Genomic DNA, 22,954 nt, shown 5'->3' on the forward strand with positions numbered 1-22,954 from the left:
CTTTTCTCCAATCTGTCTCTATACCCGGGGCTTACTGGGCGGCCGTGATGTCAACACGGCGTGCCTGCTGGTCAGTGCCCGCTGCGGCCGTGATGGTCTCGGGCTTGCGCATTTCAATGCGATCAGCGGCAATGCCGCTATCGGTCAGCAACTTGGAGACGGCCTTGGCACGCTCCTTGGCCAGCTCGGCATTCTTCTCAGCATTACCGGTGGAATCCACAAAGCCGGACAATGCAATCTTGCCGTCCTTGTGTGCCGACCAGTACTCGGCGGCCTTCTTCACAGCAGCCTGAGCCTTGTCGTCCAGGGTGCTCTTACCGGTTTCAAAAAAGACCTGGTGAGGACCAGAATCGCTGTCTGCTGCGGGGGCATTTTCTGCCGGAGCGGGTGCCGGTGCAGCAGGTTCAGCCGCGGGTGCTGCAGGGGCGGCAGCGCCACCTTCAGGGAACTTTCCGCCACGTGCCGCCACAAACTGCGCGGGCTGCACCAGCTGGCCGGTCTTGTTGCTCCAATGGTTCTTGGCAAAGGTCACCACGGCAGCCAAATCGGTGTCGCTCAGCTGCTTCCAGGCTGGCATGGCACCGTTGGCACGCCCTTCCAGCACGGCATGCATCATGTCGCCCGTGGGGCCCAACACCACCGGGCTGCCATCCAGCGCCTTGATGGGACCTGCACCCTTGCCGTTGGGCTGGTGGCAGGCTGCACAGTTAGCGGCATAGACCTTCTCGCCGCGCGTCACCAGATCGGCCAGAGCCCAGACCTTGTTCGGGTCATCGGCCTTGGCGGCCAGCTTTTTCATCTCGCCAGCCACCCATGCTGTGTAATTCTCGGCAGAGAGCACCTTCACATGAATGGGCATGTACGCATGCTCTTTGCCGCACAGCTCGGCGCATTGGCCGTAATAGTCGCCGATTTTCTCGGCCTTGAACCAGGTGTCACGCACAAAGCCGGGAATCGCATCCTGCTTGATACCAAAGGCAGGCACCATGAAGGAGTGAATCACGTCATTGGCGGTTGTGATGATGCGCACCTTCTTGTTGACGGGAACTACCAGCGGGTTGTCCACTTTGAGCAGGTAGTCGCTGGGAGCATTGCTGACATCACCGCTGTTGGACATCTGGCGGTGAGCCGTATCCAGCGTGGAGATAAAGGCCACGCCCTCGCCTTCGCCGTTAAGGTAGTCATAACCCCATTTCCACTGGTAGCCCGTGGCCTTGATCGTGAGATCGGCATTGGTCGTGTCTTTTTGCGCCACCAGCACCTTGGTCGCGGGCAGCGCAATCAAGATGACGATGATGAAGGGGGCGACCGTCCAGGCGATTTCTACCTTGACGGATTCATGAAAATTCGCAGCCTTGGCACCTTGGGATTTGCGATGCTTCCAGATGGAATAGAACATCACCCCGAACACACCGAGGAAGATCACCGTGCAGATGATGAGCATCATCCAGTGCAGCCAGTGCTGCTCCACGGCAATGCGCGTCACAGGCGGATGCAGGTTCAGCTGGTTGACGGCAGGGCCTCCCGGCAAATCCTGCGCGGCGTAAGCCATGGAACTACCCCACGCTGCCAAGGCCAAACTCCAGGGAACCAGCTTGGTGGAAATGTTTTTCATCGTTTTCACTTACCTCTAAGCCTTAGTTTGTCCACTCGCTCAGACTGCTTGCGCGCCGCTTGCGCCAGAAGGCTGTGCACTCACACTACCCTTGCGAACTACACCGCAGCATGCCCCAAAATTTGATAGCACTGTCTGCGCGCATTCACTAATGCATGTACCGGGAACCCATGCCAATCAGCCATGCCTTGGCAGCACCGATCGACCTCGAAACCAACAACGACAAGCGCATGCCGCGGCAAAAGCCGGGCATGGCGAAAACTGGCATCGCAGCCGTGACAGAGGTAAAGAGATGAGGACGCGCATGTACTGCGGCGACAGCCGTGCACATGAATGCGTCAGCGCAGCGCGAGGCTGGCTTTTGGTGATGATGAACTGCGTGAGCTGGCCGCTCAAAAACCCGCTGGCCAGTCCCCTTGGCAAAGCGAAACACCCGAATCTCCCCCCGGCGGCTCAAGCCGCACTGTCTTGTCTCTTTCAGGCAGGAGAGATGCCCGAAAGATGGCTGCTATCTATGAAATAACTTGGGGAAATTGTAGGCAGCTTTGCGCTAAATCAATGACCGGAAAACGACACTTGAACTATCGCAAACCCGTGTTGCGCGGCTGCTTGAGCATGGCCTTCATGTCTTCCAGCGAGACGGCACTATTGGCTTCAAGGCGCACCTTGGGCTGCGGTTTATAGGCGTGACCATAGACGATTTCAAAAGTCAGTGACAGCTGACCATCGGCCTGCTTGTCGGGCCAGCGCTCGGCCATTTTTTGCAGCAGATCGGCCTTCCAGCGCTTGCCGCGCAGACCCGCAAAACGGGCCGGGTGAAAATTGCGTCCCAACTCGCGCAGCTCTTGCAGCAAACGCTCTGGCGTGGCAAAAGTCAGCGTGATGCGCTCCATGTCCATCACCGGCTCGGCAAAGCCTGAATGCACCAGCATGTCGCCCCAGTCATGCATGTCGGTGAAGGCGTGACCTGCAGGACCCAGACCCAGCTCGGCATACAGACGGTGCAACTGCTGCACGGTGTCAGGCCCCAGGCCCGAGAACATCACATAGCCATCCACCTTGAGCGCCTTGTGCCAGCGCTCAATCAGCGTCTGTGGGTCTGCCGCCGTATGCAGCAGCATATTGGCCCAGAGCATGTCCAGGCTGCCGTCCGCAGGTTCGCCCACTTGCGCAGCAGCGCCCTTCCAACGAGACAGCTGCCACCAGCGGCTGGTCAGTTTCTCCTGCGCAAGGGCTTGGCGCTGGGCCACGGGTTCGTAAATCGTGCATTCCGCCTGCGGATAGCGCTCGCGCAGCAGATTGTGCGATGCCATGCCCCCGCGCACCGGCTCCCAGTGACACCATTGCTCGGGCGGTTTCACAATCCAGTCCAGCCGCTGCTGCATGCGGCTGGCCACCTCCTCATGCAACCAAGGCGATTCAGCCGGAGCGGCCGTATGCCAATGGTTAGCAGCTACAGAATCAATAGTAGGAGGAAGAGCGTGAGACATGGGCAAACAAGGCGAGCAAGAGGCTGAGGGAGCGGGCCGCTCACCCCCTGCCTGAAAGGGAATCAATGCGGCGCGAGTATATTGATTCCATGCCCGACCTTCATGCGACATGGCTTTCGCAGCTTGGCCTGCGCTTTCGCCGTCAGCAGCAAAACTGGCTGAACGCCTTGCCCAGCCAGTGTGCCGTCTGCGGCCGCTGGCCGGGGCCGCGCATCTGCCATGACTGCCGTGCGCGCTGGGTTAGTCGCTTTCATCGCTGCCAGACCTGCGCCATACCGCTGCCGGCACTGGTCTGTACCTGCGGCGCCTGCCTGATGCAGGCACCTAAACTCCAGCGCTGCACCGCCGCACTGAGCTACGCCTACCCTTGGCAAGACCTCATCACCCGCTACAAGTTTCAGGCCGACCTGGGGCTGGCGCGCAGTCTGGGCCGCCTGATGGCCAGCCACCCTGAAGTCAAGGAGCAGTTGCAGGCCTGTGATGTGCTGCTGCCCGTCCCTACCACCAGTCAGCGCATACGAGAGCGCGGCTTTGACCACAGCTTGCTGCTGGCGCGCGCGCTGGCAAGACAATCAGGCATCAAGCGTCCCGTGCTCACGCAGGTGGTGCAGCGCAAGCACATGGAGCTTGCCCAGCATTCATCGACGCGCGAGCAGCGCTTGCGCCAGCTACGCGGTGTTTTCAGCCTTGCACCAGCGCAAACAAAGCAGGTTGCGGACCGCCACATTTTGTTGATTGACGATGTGATGACCACGGGTGCCACGCTGGACGCTCTGGCCAGTTGCCTGCTGACGGCGGGGGCCGCATCCGTCTGTGCCGTGGTTCTGGCACGCACGGCTTGAAGCATATTCACCAGACCCAAAAACTGCCTGGGCTGGCAGCACGGGTAAAGGCCCGCCTGCACAATAGCGCCCCATGTTTCATATCGTTCTTGTGGCGCCCGAGATCCCACCCAATACGGGCAACGTCATCCGCCTGGCTGCCAATACGGGCTGTAGCCTGCATTTGATTGAGCCGCTGGGCTTTTCCATGGAAGACCGCCACATGCGCCGTGCCGGCCTGGACTACCACGAGTACGCCAACGTGGCCCGCCACGCCAGCTGGGAGGCCTTCATCGCAACCTGCCAGCCCCAGCGCGATCGCATGTTTGCCATGACCACGCACAGCAGCAGTCCGGCTCATGCTATCAATTTCAAAGCAGGCGACTGGCTGGTCTTTGGCTCTGAAAGCAAAGGCCTGCCTGCCGGTGTACGCGCCCAGTTCCCCAACGAGCAGCGCCTGCGCCTGCCCATGCTGGCATCACAGCGCAGCCTGAACCTGTCCAACGCCGTCGCGGTGACAGTCTTTGAAGCCTGGCGGCAGCAAGGCTTTGACGGTGCGGCGATGGCCGAGCCTGTGCCCGCACCATAAGTTCCCACCGATTAGCGCTAATTTCGAGACATTAAGTTTCGATCCAGGGGGTTTGTCTTGGGATTGCATCGTCCTAAAGTACGAGTCATGGACTTCCGGCCAACCGACGATTCCCGTCAGGACTGCAAGCCCGATGTACTCAAGGAAACCCCATGAAACACGCTAACCGTTTCGCCATCGTTGCAGCTTTAGCCATGTCGGCAGCCGCCGCCCAAGCCGCAGGTTATGACTTCACCGACGGCCACTATCCTCCTGAAGTGGCAAGCCAATCCACGCTGACTCGCGCCCAAGTCAAAGCCCAGGTGCAAGACGCCATGGCCAAGGGCCAGCTGCAATCCGTCGGCGACGCCTACCTGCCCCTGTCGGCACCGCAACAGTCTTCGGGCCTAAGCCGTGAACAAGTACGTCAGGAAACCATTGCCGCAGGCAAGGCCGGTTTGCTGGACAGCTACGGAGAGTGACGGACGATGCACCTGCTGCCATCAGCAGGTAAAAACCAAGCCCCAGGGCAGTGCACTGGGGCTTTTTCATGCCGGGTGTAATGCTTTTACAGCGTCTGAATCAAGCTGGCGCACCGAAGCTACGCGCCAGAGACTCGGCCACGCATACTGGCTTGTCACCGCCTTCGCGCTCCACGGTGACCAGCCAGGTCATCTGAATGCCGTTTGGCTCGATACGCTCTGCCGCCTGCAAGGTCATGCGGGCTCGCAAGCGGCTGTTGACCGGAACCGGTGCCATGAAGCGCACGCGGTTCAAACCGTAGTTCACGCCCATCTTGGAGCCTTCGATCTCGAAGGTGCTCTCGAAAAACTGCGGCAGCAGGGACAGGGTAAGAAAGCCATGGGCAATCGGTACGCCAAACGGGCCCTTGGCCGCACGCTCCGGGTCGGTGTGAATCCATTGTTGATCACCCGTAGCATCGGCAAACATTTGAATCTGTGCCTGGCTAATGGTGATCCAGTCGCTGACGGCGACTTCCTGCCCAATACAGGCCAGCACTTCGGAGTAGGAGCGAAAGGTTTTCATGCCCTCAATGTAGAAGCCCCCTGCCCTGCGCCATGTCTGACGCGGGACAAGGGGCTTACCCTGAATTTCAAGAAAAATATGCCTCAAACCCAATGCAATCAAGCGCAGAAAGCTATGCTTTTAAAAGCATCTCAAGCTTCGGTACCGCGCTGCACGAAGAAAAGGCCGGCTCCCACCGCCATCAGCAAGCCGCCAAAGATACGATTCTGATTGCGCATGGCCCGCGCGCTGCGCATCAGGCCGCGCAAGGCGCTGGCACCGGCGGCATAGCTGTGCATGACTGTGGTATCCACCGCCAGCATCGTCACCGCCAGAATGGCCAGCTGCGGCGCCAGCGGGCGGCTGGTGGTCATGAACTGGGGCAACACGGCCACCATGAAGATGATGCCTTTGGGGTTGGTGGCATTGGTCAAGAAACCGGTCAATACCCGCTTTTTGAGGCTGACTTCAGGCATGGCTTCTTGCGTGGCCAGCGGCGATCCTCCCGAGCGCCACTGGCTGACGCCCAGATAAATCAGATAGCAAGCACCCACAATCTTCACAGCGTTGAACGCCCATTCAGACGCCATGAGCAGCGAACCCACGCCTGCCCCTGCTATCAACAAAATGAGCAGCAAACCTAGCTGCAGCCCCATGATCGTGGCGCTGGTCTTGCGTACACCATAAGACAGGCCATGGCTCATGGACAGCACCGCCCCCGACCCCGGCGACACCGCAATAATCCAGGAAGCCACAAAAAACGCGAACCATGTGTGCAAATCCATACCAGTCCCAAGTACCCAGTCACAAAACCGCTATCTTAAAAGTTGCGCCATCAACTTGCAGACGCGCAGTTGACCTGACGATATAAGCAGCAGGCAGCGATTCATTCCACTTTTCGCCCGGGCCAAAGCAGAAACTTGATCCTGGGTGCCAAAATGGAATCCATCTAGGGTAAATACCAAACAACACTCCCCCATGGAACACGGCTCCCCCATCTGGCTGACTTACGGCTTCATCTACCTGACGGCGGCAGTACTCGCCGTCCCTATTGCCAGGGCACTGGGGCTAGGCTCCATCATTGGCTACCTTGGCGCGGGCATTGCCATGGGCCCCTGGGGCTTTGGGCTGGTGAGCAATGTCGACGACATCCTGCACTTTGCCGAGTTTGGCGTGGTGCTCATGCTGTTTGTGATCGGCCTTGAGCTGCAGCCCAAGCGACTGTGGGAGCTGCGGCGGCCCATTTTTGGCTGGGGTATGGCTCAGATGGTGGTCTGCACCGGCATTCTGTTTCTGGCAGCCTGGGGCTTTGGCTTTACCTGGCGTGTCAGCCTGATTGCAGGCATGGGCCTGGCCCTGTCATCCACCGCCGTCTGCCTGCAAGTGATGGCCGAGCGCAACCTCATGCGCACACCCAGCGGGCAAGCGGCCTTCTCCATTCTGCTGTTTCAGGATGTGGCCGCCATCCCCATTCTGGCGCTGATTCCCATTCTGGGTGCCTACAAGGCGGCCAACGCCGCTCACTCCGACAGCCATCTCTGGCTGGCCATCTTCAAGACCGTGGGCACAATTACCGCCGTCATCATTGGCGGCCGCCTGTTGCTACAACCCCTGCTGCGATGGATTGCGCGCAGCAAGACGCCCGAGATTTTTACCGCCACCTCCCTGCTTCTGGTCGTGGGCATTGCCATGCTAATGACCCAAGTCGGCCTGTCCATGGCGCTGGGCGCGTTTCTCGCTGGTGTGCTGCTGGCAGACAGCGAGTACCGCAGTGAACTGGAAACCAATATCGAACCCTTCAAGGGTCTGCTGCTGGGCCTGTTCTTCATGGCCGTGGGCATGAGCATTGACTTTGGCGTCATCCTCAAGTCACCCTGGGCCATGGCCGCCATGGTGACAGGCTTCATCGCCCTCAAGGCTCTGATGATTTTTGGTCTGGCGCGCTTCATGCAAATCCCCTGGCGCGAGCGCCCTGTCTTTACGCTGATGCTGGCACAAGGGGGGAATTTGCCTTTGTGGTGTTCCAGACTGCGGCCCAGTACAAGGTGTTTCACCACAACGTCTCATCCATGCTGGTGGCGGCCGTCGCCCTGTCCATGCTGCTGGGACCGCTGCTACTGGTCGCGCTGGACAAGTTGCTGCTGCGCCGCTTCTCCACCATCAAGGACGACAACGCAGAATCCAGCAAAGCCAAGGAAATCTCAGAGCAGCAAGAAGCGCCCATCATCATTGCCGGCTTTGGCCGCTACGGGCAGATCATCGCCCGCGTGCTGCTGGCACAAGACATACGCCCCACCATCCTCGACCACAACGTGGAAATGCTGGAGGCCGCCAAAATTTACGGACATAGCGTCTTTTTTGGCGATGCCACGCGCATGGACCTGCTGCGCATTGCCGGCGCTGCCAAGGCCCGCGTGCTGGTGATTGCGGTGGATTCGCCCGAGCAATCCATCAAGATTGCCAGCCAGGTGCGCAAGCATTTTCCCAACCTGCAAATTGTGGCCCGCAGCCGCGACCTGAATCACTGGTTCCGCCTGCGTGACCTGGGTGTGGAACACGCCCAGCGTGAAGTGTTTGAATCCAGCCTTGTGTCTGCCCAGTCGGTGCTGGAGCTGATCGGCCAGAGCCCGGCAAATGCCCGGCACATGACCGATCGCTTCAGAGAACACAATCTGGCACTGGCCGAGCGCATGTACCCGCATTACAAGGACAAGAACAAGCTGATCGCCGTCTCCAAACAAGGCCGCCAGCAGCTGGTGGAGCAAATGGCCAAAGAGCGCGCCGACCTGCTGGAGAACGGGACAGAAATACCTGATGGACCCGATGTCCCCGCCGCGAGCGAGCAAAACCACAGCCCAGCTGACTCAAAGCAGCCGTGATACGCTGCGCGCCATCATGTTCAACCCCAGTCAAGCCGACGTACGGCGATTTTTTTGCGGTGTGCGCGCCAAGATGATCAGCGGCGGGCCCATGGAGGCCATCGAGACGCTGGCCAGCCTGTGGATCGCCGAGCACCCCGAGTATTTTGACGAGCTCTCCGACGTAGATGCCGCACTTGCGCGCAACTATGACGCCGAGACCGAACGCACCAATCCGTTCTTGCACCTGTCCATGCACCTGTCCATCAGCGAGCAGTGCAGCGTGGATTCTCCGCGTGGCATTCGCCAGGCCGTAGAGCTTCTAACCCGCAAGCGCGATCTGCATGACGCGCACCATGCCGCCATGGAATGTCTGGGCCAGATGCTCTGGGAAAGCCAGCGCTCGGGCCGCGCGCCGGATGGTGAAGCCTACGTCGCTGGCGTACAGCGCCTGGCCACCACGGACGGCAGCTTCAAAAGCGCCAGTTAAGCAGCCACCGCTTTCACCCAAAACAAAAGCCCGTTTTCACGGGCTTTTTTTGCAAAGGCACAAATTACTTCTGGCCCATACGGAAGTGCGGCTGGGCTACCACTTGCATCTCGCTGTCCAGACTGCCGATGTATTTGGCCAGCTGCTGCAGCTCGTCGTTCTTGAACTGCTTGGCAATGCCTGCCATCACGCCATTGCTGCGGCCGATGAGCGGGTTGTTCTCGGTCTTGTACGACTGAAGGGCGCGGAAGACATAGTCCGAATACTGGCCCGCCACCTTGGGGTAGCTGGGGTCAATCGGTTTGGCAAAGCCATCGCCGTGGCAGGAGAAGCAGGCACCTTTTTGCAGCAGCGCGGTGACTGCGGCATTGGCTTCCTTCGCCTTGCCTTCCTTGGCCTTGCCGTGACCAGCGTAGAAAGCAGCCACATCGGCCATATCCTGATCACTCAGAGGATCTGCAATGCCACGCATGGTGGGGTGTTTGCGCTCGCCTTTTTTGTAGGCGTTCAGGGCCGAGACGATATAGGCCTCGTTCTGCCCACCAATCATGGGCACCTTGTACACCTCAGGGAAACTGGCCTGATAGCCGGTGATACCGTGACAGCCGATGCACATGGCGATCTTGCCTTCGCCTGCTTTCGCGTTGCCCTTGACGGCCTGGGCATGTGCCACGCCAGTCACTGAGGCGACAACTACGGCCATTACCGTGGTCCAAGTTTTTATCATTTTTCGCGCACAATCCTTCAAGAGTTCAGACGGGTGCTCAAAAGCCTTGCTGCAGTGCAAACGATTATGGCAGTGAGAATTTGGCACGCTTATCAATACTTACGCTGATACCGCCTATGAAGTTTCAAGGTTCCGACAAATACGTTGCCACGCAAGATCTGATGCTGGCCGTCAACGCTGCTGCCACTCTGCAGCGCCCGCTGCTCATCAAGGGCGAGCCCGGCACGGGCAAGACCATGCTGGCCGAAGAAGTGGCCGAGGCACTGAAGATGCCGCTGCTGCAGTGGCACATCAAGTCAACAACCAAAGCCCAGCAAGGCCTGTATGAATACGACGCCGTGAGCCGTCTGCGCGACAGCCAGCTGGCTGATATCGAAGGCAGCGAACGCGTCAAAAACATCCACAACTACATCATCAAGGGCGTGCTCTGGCAAGCCTTCACAGCCAATGAGCCGGTGGTGCTGCTGATCGACGAAATCGACAAGGCCGACATCGAGTTCCCTAACGACTTGCTGCGCGAAATCGATCGCATGGAGTTCTACTGCTACGAAACGCGCGAGATGATTCGCGCCAAACACAGACCCTTGGTGTTCATCACCTCAAACAACGAAAAAGAGCTGCCCGACGCCTTCTTGCGCCGTTGCTTCTTCCACTACATCAAGTTCCCCGACGCCGAGACCATGCGCCAGATCGTGGCCGTGCACTTCCCCAAACTGCAGGGTGAATTGCTGAGTGCCGCGATGAAGGTCTTCTATGACGTGCGCAATCTGCCGGGACTGAAGAAAAAGCCTTCGACCAGCGAGCTGATTGACTGGCTCAAGCTGCTGGTGGCCGAGGAGATTCCCGCTTCCGCCTTGCAGGCAGAAGACGGTAAGGTGAGCGTGCCGCCTATGGTGGGTGCACTGCTGAAGAACGAACAAGACATGAGCCTGTTCGAGAAGCTGGTCTTCATGAACCAGCGCAACCGTTAAACCCTAAAAATAGCCAGAAAATAGTCCAAGGAGACAGACCATGAGCAATGCCCAACAACTGCTACTGGAAGGCAGCTCTGATGCCGTCGGCTTTGTCGGTGGCGCTCTTCTGGGCTGGGGCGTTTCACATGTGCTGGGCCTTGATCTGTTTGCCCAGGGCTACGGTGCAGGCAGCATTGCAGCCATTGCACTGGTGGGTCTGGGTGGCGGGCTAGGCCTGAAGCTGGCCCGACTCTGGCGCAAACGCAAAACCGTTTGAGTGAGCACATCATGGCCTTTGTAGAACCCGTTACCCTGCGCGACCGCGGCGTACGACTGGAGCCACTGGCGTTGAGCCATGAAGCCGGCCTTATCGCCGCCGCAACAGACGGCGAACTGTGGAAGATCCGCGTCACCTCCGTGCCTGCGCCGCAAGAGGTGCGCAGCTATATCGAAACCGCGCTGCTAGGGCGCGATCAAGGCCACCGCTTTGCGTTTGCGGTGATCGATGATGAGACGGACAAGGTGCTGGGAACGACCAGTTATCATGACATCGTTCCCGCTATTCGCCGCGTGGAAATTGGCTACACCTGGTATGCCAAAAGCATGCAGCGCACCCATGTCAACACCTCGGCCAAGCTGCTGCTGCTGGCCCACGCCTTCGGCACGCTGGCCTGCCATGTCGTAGGCTGGCGCACGGACAATTTCAACTTCGCCAGCCAGCGCGCTATTGAGCGGCTGGGAGCCAAAAAAGATGGCGTGATTCGCGGCCACGCGCTGCGCCGCGACGGCACGATTCGCGACACCGTGATGTACAGCATGCGCAGCGGCGAGTGGCCTGAGGCCCGTGCCCAGCTGCTCTATCTTTTAGAGCAGCATGTGCCCGCCAAATAAGCGCTGGAGCCCAATTTAATGCTGATCGACTTTTTCTACACACTGCGTGCAGCCAAGCTGCCGGTTTCGGTCAAAGAATTTCTGGCTCTGCTCGAAGCGCTGGATGCAGGCATCATCGGCCCCAAGAGCGAAGACTGCTGGAGTCTCGATGATTTCTATCACCTTGGCCGCACCATTCTGGTCAAAGATGAAAAGCATTTCGACAAATACGACCGTACCTTCTCCGCCTACTTCAAAGGTGTAGAAATGCTGGCCGATCTGACCAAAGAGATTCCGCAAGACTGGCTGCAAAAGTTGCTGGAGCGCGAACTCAGTCCCGAGGACAAGGCCAAGATTGAAGCCATGGGCTGGGACGAGCTGATGGAGACGCTCAAAAAGCGCCTTGAAGAGCAGAAAGAGCGGCACGAAGGCGGTAGCAAATGGATTGGCACGGGCGGCACCAGCCCGTTTGGCCATGGCGGCGACAACCCCGCAGGCATCCGCATTGGCGGGCCAGGCCGCAACAAAAGCGCCGTCAAGGTATGGGAACAGCGCGCTTACCGCGACTATGACGATACGCAGGAACTGGGTACGCGCAACATCAAGGTGGCACTGCGCCGCTTGCGCAAGTTTGCCCGTCAAGGCAGCGCGCTGGAACTGGACCTGCCAGACACCATTCGCGCCACAGCAGCCAATGCGGGCTATCTTGATATCAAGATGATTCCCGAGCGGCACAACAATGTGAAAGTGCTGCTGCTCATGGATGTGGGCGGCACCATGGACGAGCATGTGCAGAAAGTGGAAGAGCTGTTTTCTGCCGTCAAAGGCGAGCTCAAGCACCTGGAGTTCTATTACTTCCACAACTGCGTCTACGACTTCATGTGGAAGAACAATCGCCGCCGCTTCGCGGAGAAGTTCCCTACGTGGGACATCATCCGCAAGTACAGCAAGGACTACAAGCTGATCTTTGTAGGTGATGCAACCATGAGCCCGTACGAGATTTTGCAACCCGGTGGCTCGGTTGAATACATGAACGAAGAGCCCGGTGCCGAATGGCTGCAGCGCCTGACCAATGCTTTCCCTCGCTTTGCCTGGATTAACCCAGAGCCGCAAGGTGTCTGGCAATACCGCCAGAGCATCAGCGTCATTCAGCAACTGATGGGTGACCGTATGTACCCGTTGACACTCAAGGGTCTAGAAGATGCCATGCGTATGCTGTCAAAATAAGAAATGCTCCAGACATTGCTTGTAAAAAAGTCGGCCTTGAAGCCGACTTTGCTTTTGGGAGCCGCTTTGATTCTCAGCGGTTGCAGCCTACTGTCCCCTAAAGACAAAGAAGCAGAGGCCATGGGCATAGACACCAGCGGCCCGGCAGCTTTCACTCTGGAGGTTGATGCACCGAAAGAAGTGCGTGCGCTGCTGGAGCAGCACCTCGAACTCAAGCGCTTTCGCCACCAGCCTGATCTACAGCGCCGCGAACTAACGCGCCTGCTGGGCGCAACCGATGCCAATGTGCGCGAGCTGATTGGAACGATGGGCTACTTCAGCCCCAACGTGACCGTAGAGCTGACCGATACACCCGATGAAGACACGCCGCGCAAGGTGGTGGTCAAGGTTGATCCCGGCCCGCCCACAGTGATTGAAAAATCTGAAGTGCGCTTTACAGGCATCAACGCCCGCGATGAGCTAGGCACCTCGCAGCGCCTGCAGATTGAAGAAAACTGGCCGCTGCAAGTGGGCGAGCAATTCTCGCAATCGGCATGGAGCAGTGCCAAGAGCGGCGGCCTCAAAGAGCTGCAAAAACGCCGCTACCCGCTGGCACGCATAGACACCAGCCTGGCCGATGTAGATGCAGACACCAACAAGGCGCAGGTCAACGTCACCTACGACCCCGGTCCGGCCTATACCTTTGGCCCGCTGCAGATTGAAGGTGCCGAGCGCTACGACCCCATTCGCATCGCCCGCATTGGGCGTCTGCCTGAGGGACAGGAGTATGACCAGCAAAGCATGCTCGATGCACAGCAGCGTCTGGTCAGCAGCGGCTACTATGACTCGGTGTTTCTCTCACTGGCCGACTCTCCGTTGCAGACCGATACCGAAGCGCAGCGCGACGAGCAGCGCAAGAATCAAGGTGCCGCCGTCACCTCGCCAGTGATTGCCAAGGTGCGCGAGGCCAAGCTGCAAAAATGGGTGTTCGGTGTGGGTCTGAGCACCGACACCGGGCCACGCCTGTCCATTGATCACACCTATAACAAAGTGCCAGGTCTTGACTGGCGTGCCGTGAGCAAGCTGCAGATCGACAAGAAGAATCCACTGATATCCACCCAATTGGTTGGACTGCCGGGTGAAGACCTGTGGCGCTGGTTTGCCGGTGGCAAGCTGGAGCGTGCACCTGCAGGCGACTTCTACACCAACAGCGCGCAAATGCGCTTTGGCCGCAGCAAGGCAGAAGACCGCATCGAGCGCAATCTCTATCTGCAATACGACTATGCCAAGACTCAGGGCGACGGTGCGCCGCCCGGCGCTTCATCGCTGCTGGCCAACTATGGCTGGACGGCCCGCTACTTCGACAACAACCTGCTGCCCACATCCGGTTTTGGACTGGCGGCGGAAGCCGGGGTCGGCACCACACTGACCCCGCAGCGCTCGCCTTTTGGCCGCATCACGGGCCGCTGGCTCAGCCTGATACCGGTGGGCGATCGCGATGAGGAAACCCGCCGCCGCAGCCGCCTGCAACTCAAGGTGGGCCTGGGTGCCGTGCTGGCCAAGAAAGATGTGGACCTGCCCACCACGGTCATGTTTCTGACCGGTGGCGATAACACGGTGCGCGGCTACGGCTATCAGTCGATTGGCGCGCGCACCGACAACGGCCGCGTGATTGCAGGCCGCTACCTGGCCATGGGCAGTGTGGAATGGCAGCGCCCCATCACCATCAAGGGCAACACACAGGATTTTGAACATACGCTGTTCATCGATGCCGGTACCGTGGGCGATGACATCAACCACCTCTACACCCGCGTTGGCATAGGTACTGGCATGCGCTGGAAAAGCCCAGTCGGCCCGATTCAAGCAGATCTCGCCTGGGGTGCGCAGGAGCAAAAACTGCGCCTGCACCTGCGCCTTGGCTTCACGTTTTAAGCATGGCAGAACAAGACAACTCAACCCCTTCCCAAGCGCCTGCCAAGCCAGTGCCGCCCAAGCGCCGCCGCTGGCTGCGCGCACTGGGCTGGACTTTGACCGCAGCATTTTTGGCAGTCGTACTGGCTGTAGGCGGCCTGCTGTGGTGGATAGGTAAAGACGATTCTCTGAACCAGACCCTGCAACGCGTGGCAGGCTGGCTGCCCGCCAACCAGACGCTGGTGGCCAAAGAGGTTTCAGGCAGCGTCAAGAACGGCGGCCATATTGGCTGGCTGCAGTGGCAAAGCCCGACCATGAAGGTCGAAGTCAAGGACGCCAAGATCGGCTGGCAATTCAGGCCGCTGATTTTTTCACGCACGCTCAAGCTGGGTGAAATTCATATTGCCGAAGTACGCATTGCCAGCACACCCGAACCTGAGAAAAAGCCCAGCGAGCCCCTGCAGTCACTGACGCTGCCCATCAAGGTCGAGCTGCCATTCAAGGTCGATCAAATCATCTGGCAAGGCCCGCCAGAGGCCGTGGTGCAGAACCTGACCGGCACCTATGAATACACCGGCAGCCACCACGATCTGCAGATTCGCAGCCTGCAGGTCGCAGATGGCAACTACCAGATGCTGGCACGCATTCAAGGCGCTGCGCCCATGCAGACCCGCATCGAGCTGCAAGGCAAACTCCAGACCCCCAATCCACTGGAGGCCAAGCAGGGCAACGCCACGCCCTCACTGATCGATGTGCTGGCCAATGCGCAGATTGAAGGCACGCTGGCGACTGAAGCAGCGCAACTCAAGATCACGGCTCACGCTGAGGCGGAGATACAAAAACAGGAGCTGCAAGCGCTTGATACAAAAGCATCTGACGATAAAAATGCATCAAAAGCACTCAACAACAAGCGCGAGAAGCTAGAAAAATCAGAGCAGAAACCGCTGGATGCCCAGCCCATGCTGGCCGATATTGAAGCCAGCATCGCACCATGGCAATCGCAGCCGCTGCTGTCTGCCAAGGCGCTGCTCAAAAATCTGGACGTTGCGGCCTTCTGGCCTCAGGGCCCGCGCACGGCCTTGTCTGGCGAGCTAAGCGCTGGTCCCGGTCAGGCACCAGTCTCAATCGACTCAGCCATGACCGTTGGTCAGCCATCTCAGACCCTTAGCGACACCCAGCAGATCTGGACGCTGAGCACCGCATTCACCAACACACTGCCCGGCCCCTGGGACAAGCAACGCCTGCCGTTGCAACAGCTGCAGGCCAAGATTCTCTTCGACGGTAGCCAGTGGCGAGTGGATGACGGTCAGCTCGATATTGGCAAAGGCCAGATCAAGCTGACAGGCCGCTATGTGCCCATGGGCCAGATGTTTGACGGCAAGCTGCAAGTCTCGCAGCTCAACCCCGCCGACCTGCTCAGCAACCTGGAAGCCGCGCCGCTGGAAGGCATATTGCAGGCCGAGACACTGACGCCGCCGATCCCCGTCAACCCGGCTGAGCAACAGGAGCCTCAACCCGCACCCGCCGTCGCCTTCTCCGTCGACCTGCATGCCGCAGGCAAGCCTGCTGGCAAGGCGCTGCGCATTCAAACACTGGCCGCCAACGGCCAGTGGCAGGCTCCGCTGCTGCAGCTGGAAAAGCTGCAGGTCGAAGCGCTGCAGGCCCGCATCGACGCCAAGGCCTTGGAGTTCAACACCGAAACCCAGCAGGCCAAGGCCCAGCTCAAAGCCGCCGTGCCCGGCGCGCAGCTCAATCTGGATGGACACATGAGCCCTGACAGCGGCAAGGTGCAAAGCCAGTTGCAGCTGGCGTCCATGTCCAGCCTCACGCAGTGGCTGCGCAAGCTACCTGGCATCAAAGACCCGCTGGGCGGAGCGCAGCTCGATGGCTCTGCCGATCTACAACTGGCGGTGCAAGGCGGCTGGCAAAACCTGCTGAAACGCCTGAGTGCGGCCCATGGCGCACCCATCCCCGCCAGCGGTTTGCAAATTCAAGCCCAGCTGCGCGGCGACAAGATTCGCTATCTGCCGGCGAGCACGACGGCCGATCAAGCCATCGTCATCCCTGCCCTGCGACTGACCTTGAACGGCAGCCCCGAAAGCACCAAAGTCGACCTGAGCGCGCAGGCACAACAAGCTGGCAAAAGCGTGCAGATCGACACCGCCCTGCAAGCCGGACTGACGGGCGGCAAAGGCACGGCACCGCTGGATTGGCAAGCCAGCCTTGAAAAGCTGCAAGCCCAGCTGAAACCTGGCAACGACAAACCTGGCCCCTGGGCCGTGCAGCTGCAGCCCGGTGCACCCGTGCAGATTACGCAGCGCACCAGCGGCAATACGGTACTCAACACCGTCTACCAGCTCAGCGCGGGCAAGCTGCAAGTCACGCCCCCCAAGCTGAGCATGCGCCGCACCAGTTCCGAGCCATTGGCGCCCGTGCAGCTGGCATGGGACGAGAGCTCTGTCACCCGTACCGGCAGCGGCACCTGGGGCGTGCGCAGTGCCGGTAAAGCGCTGGGCATTCCATTGGCATGGGTCGATGCCTTCAGCCTGGGCGAGGATGACCCACCACTGGAGGCCGCAGGCCTGTCTGGCGACCTGAGCTTTAACGGCAGCTGGAACCTGGACACACTGGGCAAAAACCTCAAGGCCGACCTGACGGTCGAGCGCGCGGCAGGCGATTTGCGACTGGCGGTGGACGATGGCTCCAGCACCACCGTCGTTCAGAGCACCGGGCCCACAGCCAACCGTGCCAGCAGCACACGCACCCGCAAGATTGGCGGCGCGGGCATGCGCGCGCGCATCAAAGACATTCGCCTCACCGTTCAGGCACAAGGCAGCCAGGTCAACGCCAAACTGCTGTGGGACAGCGAGCGCGCAGGCACCATCAACGCCGACCTGCGCACCCAGCTCAGCTACCAGCAAAGCGGCTGGACGCTGCCCGCCACCGCCCCTCTTTCAGGCCAGTTGCGCGCCAATATGCCTGACATGGGCATCTGGGCCTTGTTTGCCCCGCCGGGCTGGCGCATTCAGGGAACACTGGCGGCTGATGCCAGCATCAGCGGCAACCTGCAAGACCCGCAGTGGCAAGGCAATATCAAGGCTGATGCGCTGAATATTCTGTCTCTGCTCGACGGGGTTGATCTGCGCGACGGCATTCTGCACGCCAAGCTGCAAGGCACGCGACTGGACATTACCGAGCTGCGCTTCAAGGGCGGCAAAGGCAGCAACTCGCGCATTCTGGGCTACAGCGGCAACCTGACCAGCGCCCCTGAAGATGGCGGCCTGCTGACCGGCACCGGCTACGCCCAGTTCACACCACCCGGTAAGGGCACCGAGTCTGGCCTGAGCATGAATCTGCAGGCCAAGGCCAGCAAGCTGCAGGTGCTGGTGCGCGCAGACCGGCAAGTCAGCGTCTCCGGAGATCTACAGGCCAAACTTGAGCAAGGCCAGTTCACGCTGCGCGGTGATCTCACCGTTGACCGTGCATCCATCATCCTGCCCGAGGAATCTGCGCCTTCGCTGGACAAAGACGTGGTCGTGCGCTCCGCCGCATCACGCAAGGCCGAAGAGGAAGAACGCCTGCGCGCCGAGCGCGAGATCCGCAAAGACCAGGCCCGCGCCACGCCACGCAAAGTGCCGGACATTCTTGTCAAGCTCAACATGGGCCGCGACTTTGCGCTGCAAGGTTTTGGCATCACCACCCGTCTGCTCGGCCAGTTGGAGATCAAAGGTGCCAGCTATGTGGGCGGCCCGCCCAGCGTGACCGGAGAAATCAGCACCGAACAAGGGCGCTACCGTGCATGGGGCCAGTCGCTGAATGTAGAAACCGGCCTGATCCGCTTCAACGGCCCCTACAACAACCCATCGCTGGACATTCTGGCCCTGCGCCCCAACATTGCCGTCAAGGCCGGTGTGCAGGTGCTGGGCACGGCCAGCGCGCCCCGCGTGTTGCTGTATTCAGACCCTGACCTGCCCGATGCAGAAAAGCTCTCCTGGGTCGTCATGGGCCGTGACCCGGCCTCTGGCGGTGCCAGCAGCGCCCTGCTGCAGCAGGCCGCCATGGCTTTGCTGGCGGGCGGCAACAGCAGCAGCGGCAAGATTGCCGGCAGCCTGGGGCTGGATGAGGTTGGCTTCAAAAGCGGCGGTGATGGCAGCGATGCATCCGGCGCAGCGCTGACCATGGGAAAGCGCCTGTCGGACAAGCTGTATCTGACCTATGAGCAGAGCCTGTCGGGGGCCATGGGCATCATCTACATCTTCTACGACCTGTCCCGCAGCGTCACGCTGCGCGCCCAAACCGGCATGACCAGTGCGCTGGATATCGTCTATACCGTGCGCAAGGATTAAGCATTCAAAATGGCCTGCAGCGCTTATCTAATAAGCGCTCATAGCTATAAAAATTGATAATCAACCCAGCGTACCGCCCCCTGCGGCGGCTGCTGGGTTGGTGACTTGACAAGGCTCAGTCCAGCCAAGCCTTTGGGAGCGCTGCAACGCGGGTAGAATTCAAGCCAGATTGCAAGCTATTTGCACCCCGAACAGTTGTCCCGGTAGTTCAATGGATAGAACAATTTCCTCCTAAGAAATAAATAGTGGTTCGATTCCACTCCGGGATACCAATAAAAAAGCACCTCATCGAGGTGCTTTTTTATTATCTGGAAAAAATCAGGCAATTCACATCGTCCAGGCTCATCTCAACTATGAGGCCTCACTTCACAGCCACCCATTTCAAGTCGCTACCACTTCCAGCTGTTTGCGTGAGGCCTTGACCTTGTACATGGCGGCATCGGCTTTTTGCAGGGCGTCATCCACATCGGTGTTGTCGGGCACCAGGCAGACCATGCCGACACTAGCGCCAGCGTAGTCAATCTTGCTGCCGTCGGACAGTTCCACACTGGCGATTGATGCGCTGAACAGGCGAGTCCGCAAATCTTCCAGCACGGCATCACCGTCTTCTTGCAGTTGCGGACCGATGCCGACCATGACAAATTCATCGCCGCCAAAGCGGGCCAGCATGTCGCAGCCGCGCATGGATACCCTCAGCTGTTCGGCCAAAATGCGCATCAGCGAGTCACCAGCTTCATGACCAAACTGGTCGTTGATCTGTTTGAAGTCGTCCAGATCGATAAAGCCAACCAGCACCCATTCACGCGAACGACTGCAGTGGGCGATGACGCGGTTGAGCTCCTCCGTAATGCAGCGCCGGTTGGGCAGGCCTGTCAAGGCGTCGAGCATGGCCAGCGAGGCCAGCTCTTCATTGGCGCGCTGCAGCGATCGCACCAATTGCTCGCGCTCGACGAAGCCGGCAATGATTTTGGAGAACAGGCGCAGCACATCTTCGGCCTCGCCGCTGATGGACTGGGACGTTCTGCTGGTGGCACAGAGCGTTCCGTAGAGCTGTCCGCTGCCAAAGCGCACGGGGGTACTGACATAGGTCTGTATATCCAGAGCCCGTGCTGCATCCGAGTCGCCCCAGCATTCCTGCACATTGTTGGTGAACGTCTGGCCTTCTTCGAGAGCGCGCTTGCACAGGGTGTCAGACCAGGGAACTTCCAGCCCTTCGGGGATGTTCATCTGACTGGTATTGAGGGAGTACAGAACGTTCTGCACGCCGCGGGCTTCATCCACGGTGGTGAGATAAGCGGATTCCAGCTCAGTGACTTCGATCATGATTTTCAGCAAAGGCCGCGTGAACGCAGAAAGCGTCTGTGCCGCTGTCACGGTTTGGGAAAGACGCTGAACAATCGATATCATCGTGCGACCTCTAATACAAGCGAAATCAAAAAATTGGAATAAGCACGTAATGTACAAGCCGAGCATCGCAGAGGGTTCATCAACCCATCATGCAACGCGCCTCAAGATGTAACAGCCCCGTTTTGATGTAATCGTCTGTCGGACTACGCCTTAGGCCACAAGACTCTGACACGCAGCCCGCCCAGCGTCGGGGACTCATCGAGCAAGAGCTGCGCACCGCAGCCCTGCGCAATACTTTGAGCAATGGCCAGCCCCAGACCACTGCCGCCTGCCATGCCGCCGGCATCTGCTCCGCGCACAAATCGCAGCAGCACACGCTGACGCTCAGCCACCGGAATGCCTGGACCAGAGTCTTCAACCACCAATGCGCGGCCGTGATTGTCTTGCTGCCAGCCCACATCGACCCTGCCGCCTGCGGGTACGTATTTGACGGCGTTATCCAGCAGGTTGCGCAGCAGCACGGCCAGCGCCTGTGGATCCGCAGGTACGCTGAATGCAGTTTGCATCTGCGGGTCTTCGCTCAAGCCCATATCCAGCCCCTTGGCCTGGGCCGCTTGCGCCGAATCAGCCAGCGCCTGCTCTACCAGGGCTCGCAAATCCGCTTGTTGCCGGCCCTCGTCTATGGCGGTCTGCGCAGCCTCCTGCCTTGCCAGCGCCAGCAATTGCTCCACCAGTCGCTTGGCGCGCTCAATGCCTGAAGCCAGCTGCTCTTGCGCCGCTTTTTGCGCAGTGTCATCAGGCGCTTTGCGCAAAGCCTGTAATTGCAGATGCAACGCTGCCAGTGGCGAACGCAACTCGTGCGCGGCATCGGCCACAAAGTGCTGCTGAGCTTCAAACGCTTGCTGTACGCGCTGCAGCAGACTGTTGAGCTCTTGCAACAGCGGGCGTATTTCATCAGGCAGGCCATCCATGGAGACGGGAGCCAGATCCTGTGGCTTGCGCGCCGCCAGCTCATGGCGCACGCGTTGCACAGGGACAAGCGACTGGTGAATCACCCACCACACCGCCAGCGCCAGCAGCGGCAAGAGCAGCACCACGGGCAGCAAGCTTCGCCAGGCGGCCTCACGCGCCAGCAACTGACGCACGCGCATGTCCTGCGCAACCTGAACCACCTGCGAACGGGTCTGCAGCGAGAACACACGATAAGTGGTGCCGCGCGCTGGCACATCGGCAAAGCCCAGCACTGCCATTTGCGGTAGCGCATCCCCCAGCGCAGACTCAAAAATTCTCAAGCCCTCATTGGTCCAGACTTGAACAATGAATTCGTTGTTTTCATCTTCAGGGGGTGTGCCTTGAGAACGCCCCCTGACATCAACCGGCAGACCTGCGCGCAAGGCAAAGGCGGTCTGCTGCATCTGATAGTCAAACAGCCTATCGGTCTGCTCCAATGCATTGCGATAGGCCAGTACGCCCTGCAGTACCGCAACCAGCACAATGGCAGCGCCAATAAACAGCAGCAGCCTAGCCCCCAAAGAGCCGGGCAATCTGAACATGGATGGGATGCTGCGCGTATTCATGGTTTGGGCACCATATAGCCAAGGCCGCGCACGTTGAGTACGGCTGCCGCACCTAGCTTTTTACGCAGGCCGTGGATATAGACCTCCACCGCGTTGCTACTGACTTCATCGCCCCAGCCGTAGAGTTTGTCCTCCAGTTGCTGGCGCGACAGCGTGCTGCCCGGCCTAGCAAGCAGCGCCTGCAGCACCGCCCATTCACGCCCAGAAAGCATGACGGGCTGGCCGTTCACACTGGCCTCGCGGGTGTTGGGGTTGAGCATGATGCCGCCATGTTCATACACCGCATCCAGATGCCCGGCAGCACGCCTCGTCAGCGCACGAATGCGAGCCTTTAGCTCATCCATGTCATAAGGCTTGATGACGTAATCATCCGCCCCTGCATCCAACCCCGCGATGCGGTCACGCACAGCATCACGCGCCGTCGCCACCAGCACCGGCGTCGCATCCTTGCGGGCCCGCAACTGGCGCAGCACCTGCAAACCATCGAGCTTGGGCAAACCCAGATCGAGCAGTACCAGATCGTACTGATGGCCGTGCAGGGCCGTATCCGCCTGAGCGCCATCCTGCACCCAGTCCACCACATAGCCATCACCGCACAGCAAGCTGAGCACGGCTTGAGCAATCATGGTGTCATCTTCAACAAGCAGTAAACGCATGGTGGAAGGATAGCGCCCCTTGGGGAAAGCGGCCTAGCCGCTCAGGGCGAGTCATTTAAACAGCCGCTTCAATGCCCGGCATCGCCATACGCGCCTTGGTCAGCGCCATGCCCAGGTTGGCTGTGCGGCGGCAGACAAAGACGGCCACGTAGTCCGTCACGTTCTTGCTGCGCAGAAAGACGTGAATCAGGTTGTCACTGTTGATAATGATTTCCTGAAAGTAATGGTGACCGTCATCGCTGATACCGCGCGAGCGCTTGAACAACGTCTCGATCATCGACACATTGGGGCCGTTAAACAGATCAGCCGTGGCTGCCGCCACCAGATCGATCACTTCACGTGGATGCGAGTCCACGGTACGAATCGACAGCAGCATGCCCGAGGCAGCATCCACATAGCCAGCCGCCAGACATTCAGGCACAGAGGCCGCAGCCTGTGTCAATACAGAGTCCAAACTCATTGTTTTCTCACTTCTTTAATTTCAATTCAGCGG

Annotated in this window: 20 protein-coding genes, 1 tRNA gene and 1 pseudogene; 13 read left to right on the forward strand and 9 right to left on the reverse strand. The window is 59.5% G+C overall.

Annotated elements, in window-relative coordinates; translation table 11 throughout:
• Positions 1–31: 31 nt before the first annotated feature.
• The gene (gene coxB / locus HF327_RS05495; protein WP_169107300.1) at positions 32–1,615 is read right to left on the reverse strand and encodes a cytochrome c oxidase subunit II; all 1,584 of its coding nucleotides are present in this window, start codon (positions 1,613–1,615) and stop codon (positions 32–34) included.
• A gap of 170 nt (positions 1,616–1,785) precedes the next feature.
• Between coxB and HF327_RS22285 the strand changes: the two genes are divergently transcribed.
• The gene (locus HF327_RS22285) at positions 1,786–1,911 is read left to right on the forward strand and encodes a hypothetical protein (RefSeq protein WP_268904636.1); all 126 of its coding nucleotides are present in this window, start codon (positions 1,786–1,788) and stop codon (positions 1,909–1,911) included.
• Between the two features lie 285 nt (positions 1,912–2,196).
• Here the strand turns inward: HF327_RS22285 and HF327_RS05500 are convergent, their stop codons facing one another.
• Positions 2,197–3,105, reverse strand: a complete 909-nt coding sequence (locus HF327_RS05500; protein ID WP_169107301.1) for a class I SAM-dependent methyltransferase — start codon at positions 3,103–3,105, stop codon at positions 2,197–2,199.
• Between the two features lie 89 nt (positions 3,106–3,194).
• Here HF327_RS05500 and HF327_RS05505 point away from each other — a divergent pair, with 89 nt between their 5' ends.
• From HF327_RS05505 to HF327_RS05515, 3 genes are all read left to right on the forward strand, one after another.
• Positions 3,195–3,947 carry a ComF family protein gene (locus HF327_RS05505; RefSeq protein WP_236024062.1) on the forward strand — a complete coding sequence of 251 codons (753 nt, stop codon included), beginning with the start codon at positions 3,195–3,197 and terminating at the stop codon, positions 3,945–3,947.
• A 73-nt stretch (positions 3,948–4,020) separates the two neighbouring features.
• Positions 4,021–4,515 (forward strand): tRNA (uridine(34)/cytosine(34)/5-carboxymethylaminomethyluridine(34)-2'-O)-methyltransferase TrmL, encoded by a 495-nt coding sequence (gene trmL / locus HF327_RS05510; RefSeq protein WP_169107303.1) that lies wholly within the window; start codon positions 4,021–4,023, stop codon positions 4,513–4,515.
• Positions 4,516–4,667: 152 nt separating this feature from the next.
• Positions 4,668–4,976: a DUF4148 domain-containing protein gene (locus tag HF327_RS05515; RefSeq protein ID WP_169107304.1), complete on the forward strand. Its 309-nt coding sequence runs from the start codon at positions 4,668–4,670 to the stop codon at positions 4,974–4,976.
• Positions 4,977–5,076: 100 nt separating this feature from the next.
• On the opposite strand, the gene HF327_RS05520 is transcribed toward HF327_RS05515, so the two are convergent.
• Both HF327_RS05520 and HF327_RS05525 read right to left on the reverse strand, forming a co-directional pair.
• Positions 5,077–5,541, reverse strand: a complete 465-nt coding sequence (locus HF327_RS05520) for a MaoC family dehydratase (protein WP_169107305.1) — start codon at positions 5,539–5,541, stop codon at positions 5,077–5,079.
• Positions 5,542–5,672: 131 nt separating this feature from the next.
• Positions 5,673–6,305, reverse strand: a complete 633-nt coding sequence (locus tag HF327_RS05525) for a LysE family transporter (RefSeq protein ID WP_169107306.1) — start codon at positions 6,303–6,305, stop codon at positions 5,673–5,675.
• Between the two features lie 193 nt (positions 6,306–6,498).
• Between HF327_RS05525 and kefC the strand changes: the two are divergent.
• Both kefC and HF327_RS05535 read left to right on the forward strand, forming a co-directional pair.
• Positions 6,499–8,399, forward strand: a pseudogene (gene kefC / locus HF327_RS05530) (glutathione-regulated potassium-efflux system protein KefC).
• Positions 8,400–8,415: 16 nt separating this feature from the next.
• Positions 8,416–8,868, forward strand: coding sequence for a DUF1841 family protein (locus HF327_RS05535; protein WP_099735807.1), 453 nt, complete (start codon positions 8,416–8,418; stop codon positions 8,866–8,868).
• Positions 8,869–8,932: 64 nt separating this feature from the next.
• Here HF327_RS05535 and HF327_RS05540 read toward each other — a convergent pair whose 3' ends face one another.
• Positions 8,933–9,595 (reverse strand): c-type cytochrome, encoded by a 663-nt coding sequence (locus tag HF327_RS05540; protein ID WP_169107307.1) that lies wholly within the window; start codon positions 9,593–9,595, stop codon positions 8,933–8,935.
• Between the two features lie 116 nt (positions 9,596–9,711).
• Here HF327_RS05540 and HF327_RS05545 point away from each other — a divergent pair, with 116 nt between their 5' ends.
• From HF327_RS05545 to HF327_RS05575, 7 genes are all read left to right on the forward strand, one after another.
• Positions 9,712–10,566 carry an AAA family ATPase gene (locus HF327_RS05545; protein WP_169107308.1) on the forward strand — a complete coding sequence of 285 codons (855 nt, stop codon included), beginning with the start codon at positions 9,712–9,714 and terminating at the stop codon, positions 10,564–10,566.
• A 40-nt stretch (positions 10,567–10,606) separates the two neighbouring features.
• Positions 10,607–10,825, forward strand: coding sequence for a hypothetical protein (locus HF327_RS05550; protein WP_169107309.1), 219 nt, complete (start codon positions 10,607–10,609; stop codon positions 10,823–10,825).
• Positions 10,826–10,836: 11 nt separating this feature from the next.
• Positions 10,837–11,439, forward strand: a complete 603-nt coding sequence (locus tag HF327_RS05555) for a GNAT family N-acetyltransferase (protein WP_169107310.1) — start codon at positions 10,837–10,839, stop codon at positions 11,437–11,439.
• Between the two features lie 18 nt (positions 11,440–11,457).
• Entirely contained in the window at positions 11,458–12,645 is a 1,188-nt protein-coding gene (locus tag HF327_RS05560; protein WP_169107311.1) for a vWA domain-containing protein, read from the forward strand.
• Positions 12,646–12,648: 3 nt separating this feature from the next.
• Positions 12,649–14,556 (forward strand): autotransporter assembly complex protein TamA, encoded by a 1,908-nt coding sequence (locus HF327_RS05565; protein ID WP_456236854.1) that lies wholly within the window; start codon positions 12,649–12,651, stop codon positions 14,554–14,556.
• A 2-nt stretch (positions 14,557–14,558) separates the two neighbouring features.
• Positions 14,559–18,881: a translocation/assembly module TamB domain-containing protein gene (locus tag HF327_RS05570; RefSeq protein ID WP_169107313.1), complete on the forward strand. Its 4,323-nt coding sequence runs from the start codon at positions 14,559–14,561 to the stop codon at positions 18,879–18,881.
• Between the two features lie 197 nt (positions 18,882–19,078).
• Positions 19,079–19,153, forward strand: a tRNA-Arg gene (locus HF327_RS05575).
• 109 nt (positions 19,154–19,262) lie between these two features.
• Here the strand turns inward: HF327_RS05575 and HF327_RS05580 are convergent.
• From HF327_RS05580 to HF327_RS05595, 4 genes are all read right to left on the reverse strand, one after another.
• Positions 19,263–20,288, reverse strand: a complete 1,026-nt coding sequence (locus tag HF327_RS05580; protein ID WP_169107314.1) for a GGDEF domain-containing protein — start codon at positions 20,286–20,288, stop codon at positions 19,263–19,265.
• 143 nt (positions 20,289–20,431) lie between these two features.
• Entirely contained in the window at positions 20,432–21,805 is a 1,374-nt protein-coding gene (locus tag HF327_RS05585) for an ATP-binding protein (protein ID WP_169107315.1), read from the reverse strand.
• The gene (locus HF327_RS05590; protein ID WP_169107316.1) at positions 21,802–22,461 is read right to left on the reverse strand and encodes a response regulator; all 660 of its coding nucleotides are present in this window, start codon (positions 22,459–22,461) and stop codon (positions 21,802–21,804) included. The genes HF327_RS05585 and HF327_RS05590 overlap by 4 nt, the downstream gene beginning before the upstream one ends.
• A 55-nt stretch (positions 22,462–22,516) precedes the next feature.
• Positions 22,517–22,921 carry a hypothetical protein gene (locus HF327_RS05595; RefSeq protein ID WP_099735797.1) on the reverse strand — a complete coding sequence of 135 codons (405 nt, stop codon included), beginning with the start codon at positions 22,919–22,921 and terminating at the stop codon, positions 22,517–22,519.
• Positions 22,922–22,954: the final 33 nt, after the last annotated feature.

The organism is Comamonas suwonensis, from assembly GCF_012844455.2.
Classification (GTDB): domain Bacteria; phylum Pseudomonadota; class Gammaproteobacteria; order Burkholderiales; family Burkholderiaceae_C; genus Comamonas; species Comamonas suwonensis.

Bases quoted from the DNA above. Each gene is read 5' to 3' on its own strand.
- HF327_RS05570 (WP_169107313.1), top strand. From the start codon at position 14,559: ATGGCAGAACAAGACAACTCAACCCCTTCCCAAGCGCCTGCCAAGCCA.
- HF327_RS05500 (WP_169107301.1), bottom strand. From the start codon at position 3,105: ATGTCTCACGCTCTTCCTCCTACTATTGATTCTGTAGCTGCTAACCAT.
- HF327_RS05535 (WP_099735807.1), top strand. From the start codon at position 8,416: ATGTTCAACCCCAGTCAAGCCGACGTACGGCGATTTTTTTGCGGTGTG.
- HF327_RS05540 (WP_169107307.1), bottom strand. From the start codon at position 9,595: ATGATAAAAACTTGGACCACGGTAATGGCCGTAGTTGTCGCCTCAGTG.
- HF327_RS05560 (WP_169107311.1), top strand. From the start codon at position 11,458: ATGCTGATCGACTTTTTCTACACACTGCGTGCAGCCAAGCTGCCGGTT.
- HF327_RS05520 (WP_169107305.1), bottom strand. From the start codon at position 5,541: ATGAAAACCTTTCGCTCCTACTCCGAAGTGCTGGCCTGTATTGGGCAG.
- HF327_RS22285 (WP_268904636.1), top strand. From the start codon at position 1,786: ATGCCAATCAGCCATGCCTTGGCAGCACCGATCGACCTCGAAACCAAC.
- HF327_RS05515 (WP_169107304.1), top strand. From the start codon at position 4,668: ATGAAACACGCTAACCGTTTCGCCATCGTTGCAGCTTTAGCCATGTCG.
- trmL (WP_169107303.1), top strand. From the start codon at position 4,021: ATGTTTCATATCGTTCTTGTGGCGCCCGAGATCCCACCCAATACGGGC.
- coxB (WP_169107300.1), bottom strand. From the start codon at position 1,615: ATGAAAAACATTTCCACCAAGCTGGTTCCCTGGAGTTTGGCCTTGGCA.
- HF327_RS05595 (WP_099735797.1), bottom strand. From the start codon at position 22,921: ATGAGTTTGGACTCTGTATTGACACAGGCTGCGGCCTCTGTGCCTGAA.
- HF327_RS05590 (WP_169107316.1), bottom strand. From the start codon at position 22,461: ATGCGTTTACTGCTTGTTGAAGATGACACCATGATTGCTCAAGCCGTG.
- HF327_RS05545 (WP_169107308.1), top strand. From the start codon at position 9,712: ATGAAGTTTCAAGGTTCCGACAAATACGTTGCCACGCAAGATCTGATG.
- HF327_RS05505 (WP_236024062.1), top strand. From the start codon at position 3,195: ATGCCCGACCTTCATGCGACATGGCTTTCGCAGCTTGGCCTGCGCTTT.
- HF327_RS05565 (WP_456236854.1), top strand. From the start codon at position 12,649: ATGCTCCAGACATTGCTTGTAAAAAAGTCGGCCTTGAAGCCGACTTTG.
- HF327_RS05585 (WP_169107315.1), bottom strand. From the start codon at position 21,805: ATGAATACGCGCAGCATCCCATCCATGTTCAGATTGCCCGGCTCTTTG.
- HF327_RS05580 (WP_169107314.1), bottom strand. From the start codon at position 20,288: ATGATATCGATTGTTCAGCGTCTTTCCCAAACCGTGACAGCGGCACAG.
- HF327_RS05525 (WP_169107306.1), bottom strand. From the start codon at position 6,305: ATGGATTTGCACACATGGTTCGCGTTTTTTGTGGCTTCCTGGATTATT.
- HF327_RS05550 (WP_169107309.1), top strand. From the start codon at position 10,607: ATGAGCAATGCCCAACAACTGCTACTGGAAGGCAGCTCTGATGCCGTC.
- HF327_RS05555 (WP_169107310.1), top strand. From the start codon at position 10,837: ATGGCCTTTGTAGAACCCGTTACCCTGCGCGACCGCGGCGTACGACTG.